This window comes from Pseudogemmobacter hezensis (assembly GCF_013155295.1).
In the GTDB taxonomy this organism is placed as follows: Bacteria; Pseudomonadota; Alphaproteobacteria; order Rhodobacterales; family Rhodobacteraceae; genus Pseudogemmobacter; species Pseudogemmobacter hezensis.
This window is the reverse complement of the sequence record NZ_JABJXT010000005.1, coordinates 36,142-49,634: the sequence shown is the minus strand read 5'-3', so window position 1 is coordinate 49,634 and position 13,493 is coordinate 36,142. Positions and strand designations below refer to the sequence as shown.

Annotated in this window: 10 protein-coding genes; 6 read left to right on the top strand and 4 right to left on the bottom strand. The window is 65.9% G+C overall.

What is annotated here, in order from left to right:
• Nucleotides 1-135 precede the first annotated feature (135 nt).
• The 6 genes from HOY34_RS07070 to HOY34_RS07045 all read left to right on the top strand — a co-directional run bounded on the left by HOY34_RS07070 (nucleotide 136) and on the right by HOY34_RS07045 (nucleotide 10,316).
• Nucleotides 136-939, top strand: a complete 804-nt coding sequence (locus tag HOY34_RS07070) for a MipA/OmpV family protein (RefSeq protein WP_172361292.1) — start codon at nucleotides 136-138, stop codon at nucleotides 937-939.
• A gap of 95 nt (nucleotides 940-1,034) precedes the next feature.
• A complete protein-coding gene (locus tag HOY34_RS07065) occupies nucleotides 1,035-2,102 on the top strand; it encodes an HlyD family secretion protein (RefSeq protein ID WP_172361290.1) in 1,068 nt (355 codons plus the stop codon).
• Nucleotides 2,099-4,828 (top strand): ribosome-associated ATPase/putative transporter RbbA, encoded by a 2,730-nt coding sequence (rbbA, locus tag HOY34_RS07060; protein WP_216654673.1) that lies wholly within the window; start codon nucleotides 2,099-2,101, stop codon nucleotides 4,826-4,828. Before HOY34_RS07065 ends, rbbA begins: the two co-directional genes overlap by 4 nt.
• 3 nt (nucleotides 4,829-4,831) lie before the next feature.
• Nucleotides 4,832-5,944 carry an ABC transporter permease gene (locus HOY34_RS07055; RefSeq protein ID WP_172361286.1) on the top strand — a complete coding sequence of 371 codons (1,113 nt, stop codon included), beginning with the start codon at nucleotides 4,832-4,834 and terminating at the stop codon, nucleotides 5,942-5,944.
• A gap of 58 nt (nucleotides 5,945-6,002) precedes the next feature.
• The gene (locus tag HOY34_RS07050) at nucleotides 6,003-7,145 is read left to right on the top strand and encodes an efflux RND transporter periplasmic adaptor subunit (protein WP_172361284.1); all 1,143 of its coding nucleotides are present in this window, start codon (nucleotides 6,003-6,005) and stop codon (nucleotides 7,143-7,145) included.
• Nucleotides 7,146-7,148: 3 nt separating this feature from the next.
• Nucleotides 7,149-10,316 (top strand): efflux RND transporter permease subunit, encoded by a 3,168-nt coding sequence (locus tag HOY34_RS07045; protein WP_253944286.1) that lies wholly within the window; start codon nucleotides 7,149-7,151, stop codon nucleotides 10,314-10,316.
• 145 nt (nucleotides 10,317-10,461) lie between these two features.
• Here HOY34_RS07045 and HOY34_RS07040 read toward each other — a convergent pair whose 3' ends face one another.
• The 4 genes from HOY34_RS07040 to HOY34_RS07025 all read right to left on the bottom strand — a co-directional run bounded on the left by HOY34_RS07040 (nucleotide 10,462) and on the right by HOY34_RS07025 (nucleotide 13,398).
• Complete coding sequence (locus HOY34_RS07040) at nucleotides 10,462-10,923, bottom strand: Lrp/AsnC family transcriptional regulator (protein WP_172361282.1); 462 nt, start codon at nucleotides 10,921-10,923, stop codon at nucleotides 10,462-10,464.
• 243 nt (nucleotides 10,924-11,166) lie between these two features.
• Complete coding sequence (locus HOY34_RS22385; protein ID WP_172361280.1) at nucleotides 11,167-12,105, bottom strand: AEC family transporter; 939 nt, start codon at nucleotides 12,103-12,105, stop codon at nucleotides 11,167-11,169.
• 13 nt (nucleotides 12,106-12,118) lie between these two features.
• Nucleotides 12,119-13,066 carry an NAD(P)-dependent oxidoreductase gene (locus HOY34_RS07030; protein ID WP_172361278.1) on the bottom strand — a complete coding sequence of 316 codons (948 nt, stop codon included), beginning with the start codon at nucleotides 13,064-13,066 and terminating at the stop codon, nucleotides 12,119-12,121.
• Between the two features lie 38 nt (nucleotides 13,067-13,104).
• Nucleotides 13,105-13,398 carry a hypothetical protein gene (locus HOY34_RS07025; protein ID WP_172361189.1) on the bottom strand — a complete coding sequence of 98 codons (294 nt, stop codon included), beginning with the start codon at nucleotides 13,396-13,398 and terminating at the stop codon, nucleotides 13,105-13,107.
• Between the last annotated feature and the right edge of the window lie 95 nt (nucleotides 13,399-13,493).

The window sequence follows — 13,493 nt, the reverse complement described above, 5'->3', positions numbered from 1 at the left end:
GCGGCATAAGATACGTTTAAGCATCTTAAGGACGGCGCAGCGTCACGACGTCTCTACCAGACCTGCGGGGCGCTCTCATACGCTTTGGCCAATGCAGACAACCCCGGAATTGCACTTCGAACAATGGAGCGGAGAATGAAGAAACGAACCCCAGGCGGTCTTTTGCGGCTCTGCGCCGTCGGCCTGACGCTCGGCATCGCCGGCATTGCCCTGCCGGCACAGGCCCAGACCCAGGTCCGGACACAGGCGCAGGCTCAACTGCCGTCCCGGGACCGCATGATCTTCGGACTCGGCGCCGCCAGCGCCCCGGAATATCAGGGCTCCGACGAGCGCAGCACGCGGGCGATCCCGCTGATCGACATCGCGCGCGGGCCGTTTTTCATGAACCTGCGCAACGGAATCGGCGTTTATCCTCTTGAATACGGGGACTTCAGGTTCGGGGCGAGCATCGTCTACATTCCGGGCTTCGATCTCCCCTATGCGTTCGGGGAAGTCTCGGGCAGCGCGGGCGCCCGCCTGTTCACGGACTGGGAACGGGACGGGTTCAATGCGACCTTCGGCGTGACCAAGGCGGTATCGGGCGATCTCGAAGGCATGCTCGTCGATGCGAGCCTGTCCTACCGCTACAACGTGACAGAGAAGCTGACGCTCATCCCCGTGATTGGCACCACCTGGTCGGACAGCGACTACAACCAGAGCTACTTCGGCGTCACGCCGATGCAGGCGGCTTCGGCTGGCATCTCCTCGTTCTCTCCGGGTGGGGGGTTCAAGGATGTCTCGATCGGCCTGACCGCCAATTATCGGGTCACCGACCGCGTGAACCTGACGGCGTCCGCCACGATGTCGAAGCTCCTCGGCGACGTGAAGGACAGCCCGATTGTCTTCGATGACACCCAGGCGTTCGGCTTCATCGGGGTTTCCTACCGCTTCGGCAACTGACGCCCGACTGCCCGCGCCGTCGCGGCATCGCCGAAGGGGGTTGACCCCGATGGCAATGGCGCAGCGGCGCGATCCGCTTTCCCAGAGAGGTCCGCATGACATCCCGCAGAATATGGATCGCCGGAGGCGCTGTTGCGGCAGCGGCTCTCGGTGGCTGGTTCTGGCTCGGCAGCGATCCGCAATCCCTTCCGGCCGGGATCACCGGCAGCAATGGCCGGCTCGAAGCCGTGGATATCGACATCGCGGCACAGACCGGCGGGCGGCTGAAGGATGTGTTCGTCAATGAGGGCGATTTCGTCGAGGCCGGACAGATCCTGGCACAGATGGACACGGCCCAACTCGATGCGCAGAAGCTGGAGGCGGAAGCCCAGATCCGGCGGGCGGAAATCGGCATCGAGACCGCGAACAGCCTCGTGACCCAACGCGAGGCCGAAAGCGATGCGGCGCAGGCCGAGGTCGAGCTGCGGGAAGCCGAACTGGATGCGGTCGAGCGTCGTCTGGCCCGATCCGAGGCTCTCGCGCTGACCAACGCCCTCTCGCAACAGGCTCTCGACGATGATCGCGCGAACGAGCGCAAGGCGCGCGCGGCCCTGGCTTCGGCCAGGGCATCCCTGGCAGCCTCGCACGCCGCGATCGGTGCGGCACGGGCGCAGATCGTCGATGCAGAGGCTGCCGTTGCGGCCGCAAAAGCCGCGCTCGGCAGCGTCGCCGCCGAAATCACCGATGCGACGCTGACCGCGCCGCGTGACGGGCGGGTGCAATACCGGCTCGCGCAGCCCGGCGAGGTGCTGGGTTCGGGCGGGCGCGTCATCAACATGATCGACGTATCGGACGTCTACATGAACATCTTCCTGCCCACGGAACTGGCGGGACGGATCGCCATCGGCACCGAGGTGCGGCTGGTGATGGATGTCGCGCCCGGTGCGGTGATCCCGGCCACGGTGTCCTTCGTATCCGACGTGGCGCAGTTCACCCCGCGGTCTGTCGAAACCGAGGAAGAGCGGCTGAAGCTGACCTTCCGCGTCCGGGCGAAGATCGCCCCGGAACTGCTGCTGCAGCACATCCGGCAGGTGAAGACCGGCCTGCCCGGCATGGCCTATGTGCGGATCGATCCGAATGCGGAATGGCCCGACTTTCTGCAACAGAACCTCGTAGCGCAATGAGTGATGCCGCCGTTGCGCATATCCGGGAGGTCGGCCTGACCTACGGCAGGGTCAAGGCGCTGGATTCTGTCGCGCTGGATATCCCTGCCGGCCGCATGGTGGGGCTGATCGGACCGGACGGGGTGGGGAAATCCAGCCTGCTCGCGCTGATCTCCGGGGCGCGTGCCCTGCAGACCGGAGCACTGGAGGTGCTGGGCGGCGACATGAGCCAGCCTGCTCACCGCAAGGCGGTCTGCCCTCGTATCGCTTACATGCCCCAGGGGCTGGGCAGGAACCTCTACCACACACTGTCGGTATTCGAGAACGTGGATTTCTTCGGGCGGCTGTTCGGGCAGGACAAGGCCGAACGCGAGGCCCGGATCACCGATCTACTGACCGCGACCGGGCTTTCGAGCTTCCGCAATCGCCCGGCGGGCAAGCTTTCGGGCGGGATGAAACAGAAGCTGGGCCTGTGCTGCGCGCTGATCCACGACCCGGACCTGCTGATCCTCGACGAGCCTACCACCGGCGTCGACCCCCTGTCGCGCCGCCAGTTCTGGGAGTTGATCGACCGCATCCGTGCAGGCCGCCCGGGCATGAGTGTGATCGTCGCCACAGCCTATATGGAGGAGGCCGCGCGCTTCGACTGGCTGGTGGCGATGAATGCGGGCCGGGTGCTGGCCACCGGCTCGCCGGCGGAATTGATGACGCGCACGGCGACGGACAACCTTGACGCCGCATTTATCGAACTCCTGCCAGAGGAGGACCGCAGCGGTCACAACCGGGTGGTCATCCCGCCCATGGCGCGGGATGCGGGCGACTACGCCATCGAGGCCGAGGGCCTGACCATGCGGTTCGGCACCTTCATCGCCGTGGACGATGTCAGCTTCAGGATTCCGAAGGGCGAGATCTTCGGCTTTCTCGGCTCGAACGGTTGCGGCAAGACCACTACGATGAAGATGCTCACCGGGCTGCTGACCGCCAGCGAAGGCACGGCAAGGCTTTTCGGCCACGAGGTCGATCCGGATGATCTCTCGGTGCGCAAGCGTGTTGGCTACATGAGCCAGGCCTTCTCGCTCTATGGCGAGCTGACCGTGGCGCAGAACTTCGACCTCCATGCACGCCTGTTCAAGCTCGACGACGGCCGGATTGCCTCCCGCATTCGCGAGATGGCGGGACGATTCGACCTGACCGATGTGATGGACCAGCGACCCGACGCTATGCCCCTCGGCATCCGTCAGCGCCTGTCGCTGGCCATCGCCATGCTGCACGCGCCGGACATCCTGATCCTCGACGAGCCGACCTCCGGCGTCGATCCGGTGGCACGGGATGCGTTCTGGCAGATCCTGTCGGATCTGTCGCGCAAGGATGGCGTGACCATCTTCGTCTCGACCCATTTCATGAACGAGGCGGAGCTTTGCGACCGCATCTCTCTGATGCATGCGGGCAAGGTTCTGGTTACCGACACGCCCGAAGCCATCACCGGGGGGCGCGGCGCGGCGACGCTGGAAGACGCCTTCATCTCTTATCTCCAGGAGGCGATCGGTGACACCACATCCGCACCGGGACCGCCAGCCCCGCAGGTTCTGCCGCAGGACCATGTCCCTGCGAAAAGCCCCGCCTTCGATCCCCGCCGCATGTTCAGCTATGCGATGCGCGAGACGATGGAACTCAGGCGCGACCCGATCCGGGGCGCGCTGGCCGTGCTCGGCACCCTCATCCTGATGTTCGTGATCGGCCTCGGCATCGGAGCCGATGTGAAGGACCTGACCTTCGCGGTTCTGGACCACGACGACAGCACGATCAGCCGCGACTATGTCCAGCAGATCGCCGGATCGCGCTATTTCATCGAACAGGAGCCGCTTGCGGACTACGCGGAAATGGATCGGCGCCTGCGCGAAGGGAAACTGAACCTTGCGCTGGAAATCCCGCCGAATTTCGGGCGCGACATCCTGCGCGGCCGCGATGTAGAGATCGGCGGCTGGATCGACGGCTCCGGTCCGCAGCGCGCCGAGACCGTGCAGGGCTATGTGCAGGGCATGCATGCGCACTGGCTGACCCAGCGGATGCGCGAGGAATTTGGCGCGGCGGCGGTGGCGGGCGATTTCGGCCTGCAACTGCGCTACCGCTACAACCCGGACATCAAGAGCCTCGTCGCCATGGTGCCGGCGGTGATCCCGCTTCTTCTGCTGCTGATCCCCTCGATGCTCTCGGCCCTGTCGGTTGTGCGGGAAAAGGAGTTGGGCTCGATCACCAACCTCTACGTCACCCCGGTGACGCGGCTCGAATTCCTGCTGGGCAAGCAGATCCCCTATACCGCCATTGCCATGCTGAACTTCTTCCTGCTGACGGCGCTGGCGATCTTCGCCTTCAAGGTGCCCTTCACCGGCAGCTTCGCCGTCTTCGTGCTGTCCGGCTTTCTCTACGTCACGGCCGCCACGGCCATCGGCCTTGTGATCTCGGCCTTCATGAACAGCCAGCTCGCAGCGGTCTTCGCCACCGCGCTGATCACCATCCTGCCGGCGGTGCAGTTCTCCGGCCTCACCGATCCGGTATCCTCCCTCGATGGCGTCGGCGCCGTGGTCTCGCAGATCTATCCGACCACACATTTCATCACCATCTCGCGCGGCGTGTTCTCCAAGGCGCTCGGCTTTGAGGAACTCGGCGGCGCGATCCTCCGCCTGGCGCTGGTGATCCCGGTGCTGATCGGCCTCGGCGCGCTCCTGATGCGCAAGCAGGAGAAATAGCCGATGGACCCCGCCAACATCCTGCACCTTGGCGTCAAGGAAATCCGCGGGCTGCTGCGCGATCCGGCGATGCTGTTCCTGATCGTGTTTTCCTTCACCTTCTCGGTCTATACCTCGGGCAGTTCGCGCTCCGAGACGCTCAACCGCGCGCCCATCGCCATCGTGGACGAGGATCAGTCGCCGCTGTCGCTGCGGATACTGGAAGCCTTCCAGCCACCCTATTTCGCAGCACCTGTCCTCATCACCGCCGCCGAGATGGATCGCCGGATGGACGAGGGGCTCGACACCTTCGCGCTGAACATCCCGCCCGATTTCCAGCGCGACCTGCTGGCCGGCAAGCAGCCCGAGATCCAGTTGAACGTCGACGCGACGCGGATGACCCAGGCCTTCCTCGGCTCGGGTTATGTGCAGCGGATCGTCTCGGCCGAGGTAGCCGAGTTCCTCGCCCGCTATCGCGCGAGCGACGTGCCCCCCGTGAACCTCGTGCTGCGCCCGCGCTTCAACCCCGAACTCGATGACGGCTGGTTCCAGGCGATCATGAGCGTGGTCAACAGCGTGACCATGCTGTCGATCATCCTGGCCGGGGCCGCGCTGATCCGCGAGCGCGAGCATGGCACGATCGAGCATCTGCTGGTCATGCCGGTGACGCCGCCGGAAATCCTGATCAGCAAGATCTGGTCGATGGGCCTCGTGGTGATGGCGGGCACGGCATTCGCATTGCTCGGCATGGTGGACTGGCTCCTCGGCATCCCGCTGCAAGGCTCGCTGCTGCTCTTCTTCACCGGCGCCGCCCTGCATGTCTTCGCCACCGCATCGCTTGGCATCTTTCTCGCAACGATGGCGGGATCGATGCCGCAGTTCGGGCTTTTGCTGATCATGGTGCTGCTGCCCCTTCAGGTGCTGTCGGGCGGCAGCACGCCCATCGAGGCGATGCCGGACCCCGTCCGGTTCGTCATGCAGGCCGCCCCCAACACGCATTTCGTCAAGCTGGCGCAGGCGGTTCTGTTCCGCGGCGCGGGCCTCGATGTGATCTGGCCACAGATGCTCTGGCTTCTTGCCATCGGCACCGCGCTGTTCGCGCTGTCGCTCAGCCGGTTCCAAAGGTTCCTGAAATGATCTTCCTCACCCCGAAACCATCAGACACTACCAGATCACGAGCAGGAGGAGACGCAGGATGACTATCTGGATACGATCCCTCGCGCTGGTCGCAATGACGGGGGCCGGTCTCTATCTCGCCTCCACCCTTCTGGTGTCGTCAGATGGCGCGTCGCAGGGCGTCGACACGACAGCCGGAGCGCAGGCGGCCGTGCCGCCTGCGCAGCCCGTGATGCAACTCCTGCCGCGCGAGGTTCTTCGCGCCACGCCCGCAACCATCGCCGAGCGCCTGACCGTGAGCGGCGAGGTCCAGCCGGTGCAGCGCGTCATCCTGCGCGCGCGGTCCGCGGGCGTTGTCGTTGAGCTTGGGGCGCGCGAGGGTGAAGCGGTCAAGGCCGGGGATCTGCTGGTGCGGTTCGACACCGAAGACCTCGCGGCCACGCTGGCGCTGCGGCAAAGCGAGATCGACGCGACCGAGGCCCGGCTTCTCTTCGCGCGGCAGGCGCTCGACCGGATCGAGCGTCTGGCCGAACGCACCATCGCCTCGCAGGACCAGCTCGACCAGGCGCGTCGCGAAGCGGCAGTCTTGCAGGCGCAGCTCGATGGCCTCAGGGCCCAGGCCGGGATCGCGCGAGCGGCCTTGCGCGATGCTGAAATCCGCGCGCCCTTCGACGGGGTGGTCGCCAGCCGCAATGTGGATATCGGCGAGCGCGCCGCCGCCGAGGCCGAGTTGATGACGCTGGTCGATCCGTCCCGGCTGGAAGCGCGGGTCCTCATCGCCACGCGTGACGTGTCCTGTCTCGCCACCGGCCAGTCGGCCGAACTGCGCATCGACGGGCTGGAGGGCGAGACGGTCAGGGGCACTGTCCTGCGCATCAATCCGGTCGCGAACGACGGCTCGCGCTTCATCGCGGTCCATATCGGGCTCGTGAACCCGGACGGGCGGCTGCGGGGCGGCATGTTCGCAACGGGCACGATCCTTGTCGAGGAACGCACCGATGTGCTGGCCTTGCCCGAGACCGCGCTGCGCGAGGATGAGGCAGGGGCCTATGTGCTCCGGCTGGCCGAGGGGCGGCTCGAGCGCCGTCCCGTCGTGACCGGCGCCACGTGGAGCGGCGGGCAGATCGAGATCCGCGAAGGGATCGCAGCGGGCGACACGATCCTCATCGCCCCGCTTCCGGGTCTCGGCGACGGCGCGCTGGCCGAAGCCTCGGGGGGCTGACGGATGTTCCTCACCCGCATCTCGGTCGCGCATCCCGTCTTCGCCACCATGATGATGGTGGCGCTGGTGGTCTTCGGCGCCTTCTCCTATCCCCGGCTGGGGCTGGATCAGTATCCCAATGTCGATGTGCCGATCGTGGTCGTCATGACCACCTATCCCGGCGCCACGCCCGAGACGGTCGAAACCGAAGTCTCGAAACCCATCGAAGAGGCGATCAACACCGTCAGCGGGCTCGATCAGGTCACCTCGACCTCCTATGAGGGCCGATCAGTGGTGGTGGCCGAGTTCCGGCTCGACGTGGCGGGGCCGGCGGCGGTGCAGCAGGTCCGCGACAAGCTCGCGCCACTGGAGGCGAGTTTCGCGGATGATGTCGACAAGCCCGTGGTCTCGCGCTTCAACCCCTCTGACCAGCCGATCCTGTCCATCGCCGTCAGCGGCCCGCGCTTCGATACCGCCGGGCTGACCGCCCTGACCGAGCAGCGCATCGTCCGGCAGCTGACCACCGTCTCCGGCGTCGGCCAGGTCACGCTTGTCGGTGGCCGCACGAAGCAGGTCGATATCACCATCGACGAAACCCGGATGCGCGCGCTGTCCGTGGGCATCGACGAGGTGCTGGCGGCGCTGCGCGAGGGCAACCAGAACCGGCCCGCCGGAAGCCTGGTGACCGGCTTCTCCGATCTGGGCATCCAGGTGCAGGGCCGGATCGACGCGCCCGCCGATTTCCTCGACATGATCGTGGCGCGGCGCGGCGGCGGGCCGGTCTATCTGCGCGATGTCGCGACCGTCTCGGACGGGGCTGCCGATGCCGAGAGCCTCGCGCTCTATGACGGTCAGCCCGCGCTCGCGCTCGACATCGTCAAGGTGCAGGATGCCAATACCGTGCAGGTGGTCGACGACGTGATCGCGCGCCTGGACCGGTTGAACGACGAACTCGCCGCGAGCGGCGTCATGCTCAGCGTGGTCACCGATGCCTCGCTGCCGATCCGCGAATCCGTCGCGCAGGTGCAGGCCACGCTGATCGAGGGCGCGGCGCTGGCCGTCGCCATCGTCTTCCTGTTCCTGAACTCATGGCGCAGCACGGTGATCACCGGCCTGACCCTGCCCATCGCCATGATCGGCACGCTGGCGGTGATCTCGATGCTGGGCTTCACGCTGAACACGCTGAGCCTGCTGGCGTTGACGCTTTCCATCGGCATTCTGGTCGATGACGCCATCGTGGTGCGCGAAAACATCACCCGCCACCTGCACATGGGCAAGTCGCACCTTCAGGCCGCGCTCGACGGCACGGGCGAGATCGGCCTCGCGGTGCTGGCGACGACCGCCACCATCGTCGCGGTCTTCCTGCCCGTGGCCTTCATGGACGGGATCGTCGGGCGCTTCTTCTACGAATTCGGCGTGACCGTTTCGGCGGCCGTGCTGATCTCGCTCTTCGTGGCCTTCACGCTCGACCCGATGCTGTCGAGCGTCTGGTATGACCCGGACTCCCAACCCGATGCGAAGCGCGGGCCCATCGGCCGCCTGATCGCGCGGTTCGAGCATGGCTTCGAGCGGCTGGCCGGCGGCTACCGCCGCCTGATCGGCTGGACCCTGCGCCATCGCCTCGTCACGCTGACTGCGACCGTGGGTATCTTCATCGGCAGCCTCTTCATGGTGCCGCTGGTCGGGGCAGAGTTCACGCCCCGGGCCGACGAGGGGCGCTTCCAGATCAATGTGCAGACCCCGGTCGGCTCCTCGCTCGACTATACCGCCGCCAAGGTCGGGCAGATCGAGGCGGCGCTGCGCGAATTCCCCGAGGTCGATACGCTCTATTCCACCGTCAACACCGGCACCGCCACCGGCAAGCATCGCGCCGCCATCCTCGTCGGCCTCGTGCCGCAGGAGGAACGCGAACGCACCCCCGTCATGCTGGCCGATCCGATCCGGGAGCGTCTCTCGGTCATCCCGGGGATCGAGATCGCCATCGTGCAGCAGGGGCTCGGCGGCGGCGACAGCCCGATCCGGCTCAGCGTCCTCGGCGACAACCAGACGGAACTGGAGCGGATCGCGGCCGGGCTGATGGAAGGGATGCGCGGGATTCCCGGCATGGTCGACATCGCCTCCAGCGCCGATGCGGCGAGCAGCGTCATCGCGGTGCGGCTGCGGCGCGAGGCCGCCAGCGATCTGGGCCTCGGCATCCACCGGATTGGCGCCGCCCTCGCGCCCCTGATCGGCGGCGAGGAGGTCACCACCTGGACCGATCCTCTGGGCGAGACCCATGATGTCGTGGTCCGCCTGCCGGCCGAGCGGCGCGCGGATACCGATGCGCTCGGCGATCTGATGCTCACGACCGGCGGGACGGATGCCAATGGCACCCCGGCGATGGTCCGGCTCGATCAGGTCGCCGGGTTCGCCCGGGTCGCCACCGCCTCGGAAATCCGCCGCCTCGACATGACGCGCGAGGTGCAGATCTCGGCCGACATCTCCGGCCGCGTGCTGGGCGATGCCACCACCGATCTGGAAACCCTGATCGCCACGCTCGACCTGCCCCCGGGCTATCGCATCCAGTTCGGCGGCGATTCCTCGACCATGCAGGAAACCATCGGCCACATGATAACCGCGCTCCTGATGGCCGTGACCTTCATCTATATCGTGCTGGCCTCGCAGTTCGGCAGCTTCCTGCAACCCATCGCCATCATGGCGGCGCTGCCGCTGTCGCTGGTCGGCGTGCTGCTCGGCCTGATGGTCGCGGGCAGCACGATCAACATGTTCTCGCTGATCGGCTTCATCATGCTGATGGGGCTCGTCACCAAGAACGGCATCCTGCTGGTGGATTTCGCGAACCGAGAGCGCAGGCGCGGCCTGCCGCTGAACGAGGCGCTGGTCAATGCCGGCGCGATCCGGTTCCGGCCCATCGTCATGACCACGCTGGCGATGATCGTGGGCATGATCCCCCTGGCGCTGGCCGTGGGCGGCGGCGGGGCGCAGCGCGCGCCGATGGCCCATGCGGTGATCGGCGGGCTGATCAGCTCGACCGTCCTCACGCTGATCGTGGTGCCGGTGATCCTGTCCTACATCGACGGGTTTTCAAGGCGTGTCGCGAGATTCCTGCGAAGGCGCTATCTCGCCGAGCTTGGCCCTGCTTTGCCGCCGCCAGACAGCCGCGTGACCGATAAAGGACCATCATGTTGTTGACGAAGCGCGGCGAAACGCGGAAAGGCGATTCCCAGCAGACCTCTCAAGATTTTCAGCGCGTACTGAATGAGGGCTTGTTGCAACCGGGCGCAAACACGGTGGAGGGCGGTTGTCGAACCCTTTTACGCAATGATCGTAGAAATGCCTATAGCGGCAGTTCCGAAGTGAGCTTGATGTTCTGCATGGGGATTTCGGTCTTCACGCTCTGTACGCCCTTGATGCGCGTCAGGTGATTGATCTGGAACTTCCGGTAATCGTCCAGATCGCGCGCGACCACACGCAGCAGGAAATCGCAGTCGCCAGCCATCAGATGACATTCAACGACCTGCGGCAGAGCTTCGATTTCGTTGGTAAAGTGGTCCACAGTCTCCACGTGCTGGCCAGTCAGCCAGACGCGGGCGAAGACAGTCAGTCCCATGTCGATCTTCGACGCATCGAGAAGCGCGACGTAGCGGCGGATGATGCCGGCGTCTTCCAGCATCTTCACGCGACGCAGGCAGGGTGACGGCGACAGGCCGACCTTGGCGGCTAGTTCGATATTCTGCATTCGGCCATCCTGCTGGAGGGCGCGAAGGATGCGGCGGTCTATGTCGTCCAGTTTGCTCATCCGCTCAATATACAGTGACAGCCGGCTCCAGCCATCACGAATACGAAGCAATGTGGCACTATATACCATAATATCCGGGAAATCGGCATCAGGGGTCGTGCATTCGTTACCGCCACGCCGATGGGGATCGACTATCCTGCTGATGCCGCGCGCGGCACCGAGGAAATCGCAATCGTCGCGACCTGATCCTCGAACAGGTCCGTGGGCTGCGCGTCCACATGGTGATCGAAGGCTCTGAAGGTGCTAGGCCATCACGGCGAGGATGATCGCGAGCGTGACGGTCGAAGCCAGTGTCGAGAAGATGATGACGTGGGAGGACACTTGCGGGTCCCGCTTGTAAAACTCGGCGAGCATGAAGGAGCCGGTTCCGGCGGGAAGAGCCGCAAGCAGGACGACGGCAAGCGTGGCGAAGGACGACAGGCCGAAGACATGGACGGCCAGCAGCCAGGCCAGGGCGGGCTGGAGGACGAGCTTGCACAGGATCAGGAAGACCGTCATGGCCTGGGAGGCGCGGCCGTTCGCCGGTTTGCGCGCGGCGAGGAACAGGCCCAGGGCGACAAGCGCGCAAGGGGCGGCCGCGTTGCCGAGCAGCGTCAGGAAGGTTTTCGCCGGCGCAGGCACGACCATCCCCGTGACCGGAAACACGAAGGCCGTCGCGGAAGCCATGAGAATGGGATTGCGGATCAGCGTGGCCCCGACCTTGAGGACGAGCCGAAGCGGCTGCCGTTCGGCCTGCAAGCCCGCCTCGACCAGCACGATGGCGGCGGCGAAGATGACGCACATGGTGATGATGGAGCCGATGGTCGCCGGCACCAGCGCGTCGGGACCGAGCGCCAGCAGGACGATGGGAAAGCCGACGAAGCCGATATTGGCATAGCCGGCATTGAGCCCTTCGATGGCGGCGTCCGCCAGGTGCCGGTTGCGCCAGAAGGACACGGCGAGCCCGGCCGCCATGCTGAGCGCCGCGCTGGCGGTATAGGCCGCGATGAAATCGGGCTGCCACAGGTCGTTCCAGTCGGAACCGGCGATCACGTTGAAGAGCAGCGCGGGCAGCGCCAGCCAGACGACGAAGCGGTTGATCTCGGCCGTGGCATGCGGCCCGAGGATCGCCGTCTTCCCGGCGAGCCAGCCAACGAAGATGAGGGCGAAGATCGGCGAAACGATCTGAAGCGCGGCGAGCACGGGCGGGGTCCGGTCAACGCGATGCGCCGGGGGCGGCGTCGCTGCCGTCCAGCGCCGCCGTGCGCGCTTCGATGGCCTCGATCACCGACACCATGTCGAGGCGGCCATTGCCGAGGTCCACGCTCTCGCCATAGAGCGCGCGGCTGATGTCGAGCAGCGGGGTTGCAAGCCCGGCCGCGCGCGCCGCATCGGCGATCAGGCCTGTGCTGTTGAAGGCATCGGCCGTCGCCGCCTGCACGGAGAAATCCCGCGCCGCCAGCATCGGGATTTTCACCCGTGTCACGTCGCAGGCCATCGGCCCGGCGTCGAGGGCGGCCTTGAACGTGGACAGGTCGAGGCCGTTGCGGCCGGCGAAATGCATCGCCTCGGCAAGCCCGGCCAGCATGGTGTTGAGATAGAGGTTGACGGCAAGCTTGAGCATCAGCGCGCTGCCCGCCGGGCCGCAGATGACGGTTTCGCGGCACATCGGGGCCAGCAGCGGCGCGACCTTCGCGACCGTCCCGGGGTCGCCGCCGAGCATGGCGACCAGTTGACCCGCCTCGGCGGGCTTGCGCGAACCGGAGACCGGAGCCTCGACGTAGCGCCCGCCCGCTGCCTCGATCTCGGCAGCCAGCGCCTTCGAGTAGTCGGGCGGGTTCGACCCCATCGACACCACCACTGAGCCAGAGACGAGTTCCTGAAAACCGGGCGTGCCGCGTTCCAGCACGGAATCCAGCGCCGCCTCGTTGACCAGCATCAGGATCACGATCCGCGCGCACGCGAACACCTCGGCGACCGACCCGGCGACCGCCGCGCCCGCCACGCGCAACGGCTCGACCGCTTCCGGCGATCGGTTCCAGACAATCAGAGGCGTTCCGGCCCTGGCGAGGTTCAGCGCCATGGGCTGTCCCATGACACCGAGGCCGATGAAGCCGATGGGCTGATCTTGATCGCAATGGGAGGGGGCTGGAGCAGAAGTCATGCGTATTCGTCTCTATTCAATCGTCTTCGGTTTGCGGCTTAGAACATGCGGTCGAACCACCCATGCGGATCGGGCACGCGGCCGAACTGGATGCCGGTCAGCGTGGTCCGCAGACGGGTGGTGATCCTTGAAGATTTCCGGGACATGGTGCAGCGCCATCGAGCCCGGATGAATGCGAGGTTCGTCCACGCCCCGATCCGCCCGTCATGCCAACCCTTCGCTTCAGCATGGCGCAGCTTGACCATATCTTCCCCCATCCAGGGTTTCCATAAGAGTGCGCGCTCAGTTTCGGATGCGGGGGTGCTGTTCTGCTGAAGAATGAAGACCGGCATGGCGGGGCTCATGGCTCGGCCTGTCTATGGTGGGGCGGATAGCCCACATTGAGCAATCGAGAACGAACATACTGGGATGTGTGCAGCATGGGGTT

Excerpts from the sequence above, each read along its gene's own strand:
- rbbA (WP_216654673.1), top strand. The coding sequence starts at position 2,099 with ATGAGTGATGCCGCCGTTGCGCATATCCGGGAGGTCGGCCTGACCTAC.
- HOY34_RS07055 (WP_172361286.1), top strand. The coding sequence starts at position 4,832 with ATGGACCCCGCCAACATCCTGCACCTTGGCGTCAAGGAAATCCGCGGG.
- HOY34_RS07065 (WP_172361290.1), top strand. The coding sequence starts at position 1,035 with ATGACATCCCGCAGAATATGGATCGCCGGAGGCGCTGTTGCGGCAGCG.
- HOY34_RS07030 (WP_172361278.1), bottom strand. The coding sequence starts at position 13,066 with ATGACTTCTGCTCCAGCCCCCTCCCATTGCGATCAAGATCAGCCCATC.
- HOY34_RS07070 (WP_172361292.1), top strand. The coding sequence starts at position 136 with ATGAAGAAACGAACCCCAGGCGGTCTTTTGCGGCTCTGCGCCGTCGGC.
- HOY34_RS07045 (WP_253944286.1), top strand. The coding sequence starts at position 7,149 with ATGTTCCTCACCCGCATCTCGGTCGCGCATCCCGTCTTCGCCACCATG.
- HOY34_RS07025 (WP_172361189.1), bottom strand. The coding sequence starts at position 13,398 with ATGCCGGTCTTCATTCTTCAGCAGAACAGCACCCCCGCATCCGAAACT.
- HOY34_RS07050 (WP_172361284.1), top strand. The coding sequence starts at position 6,003 with ATGACTATCTGGATACGATCCCTCGCGCTGGTCGCAATGACGGGGGCC.
- HOY34_RS07040 (WP_172361282.1), bottom strand. The coding sequence starts at position 10,923 with ATGAGCAAACTGGACGACATAGACCGCCGCATCCTTCGCGCCCTCCAG.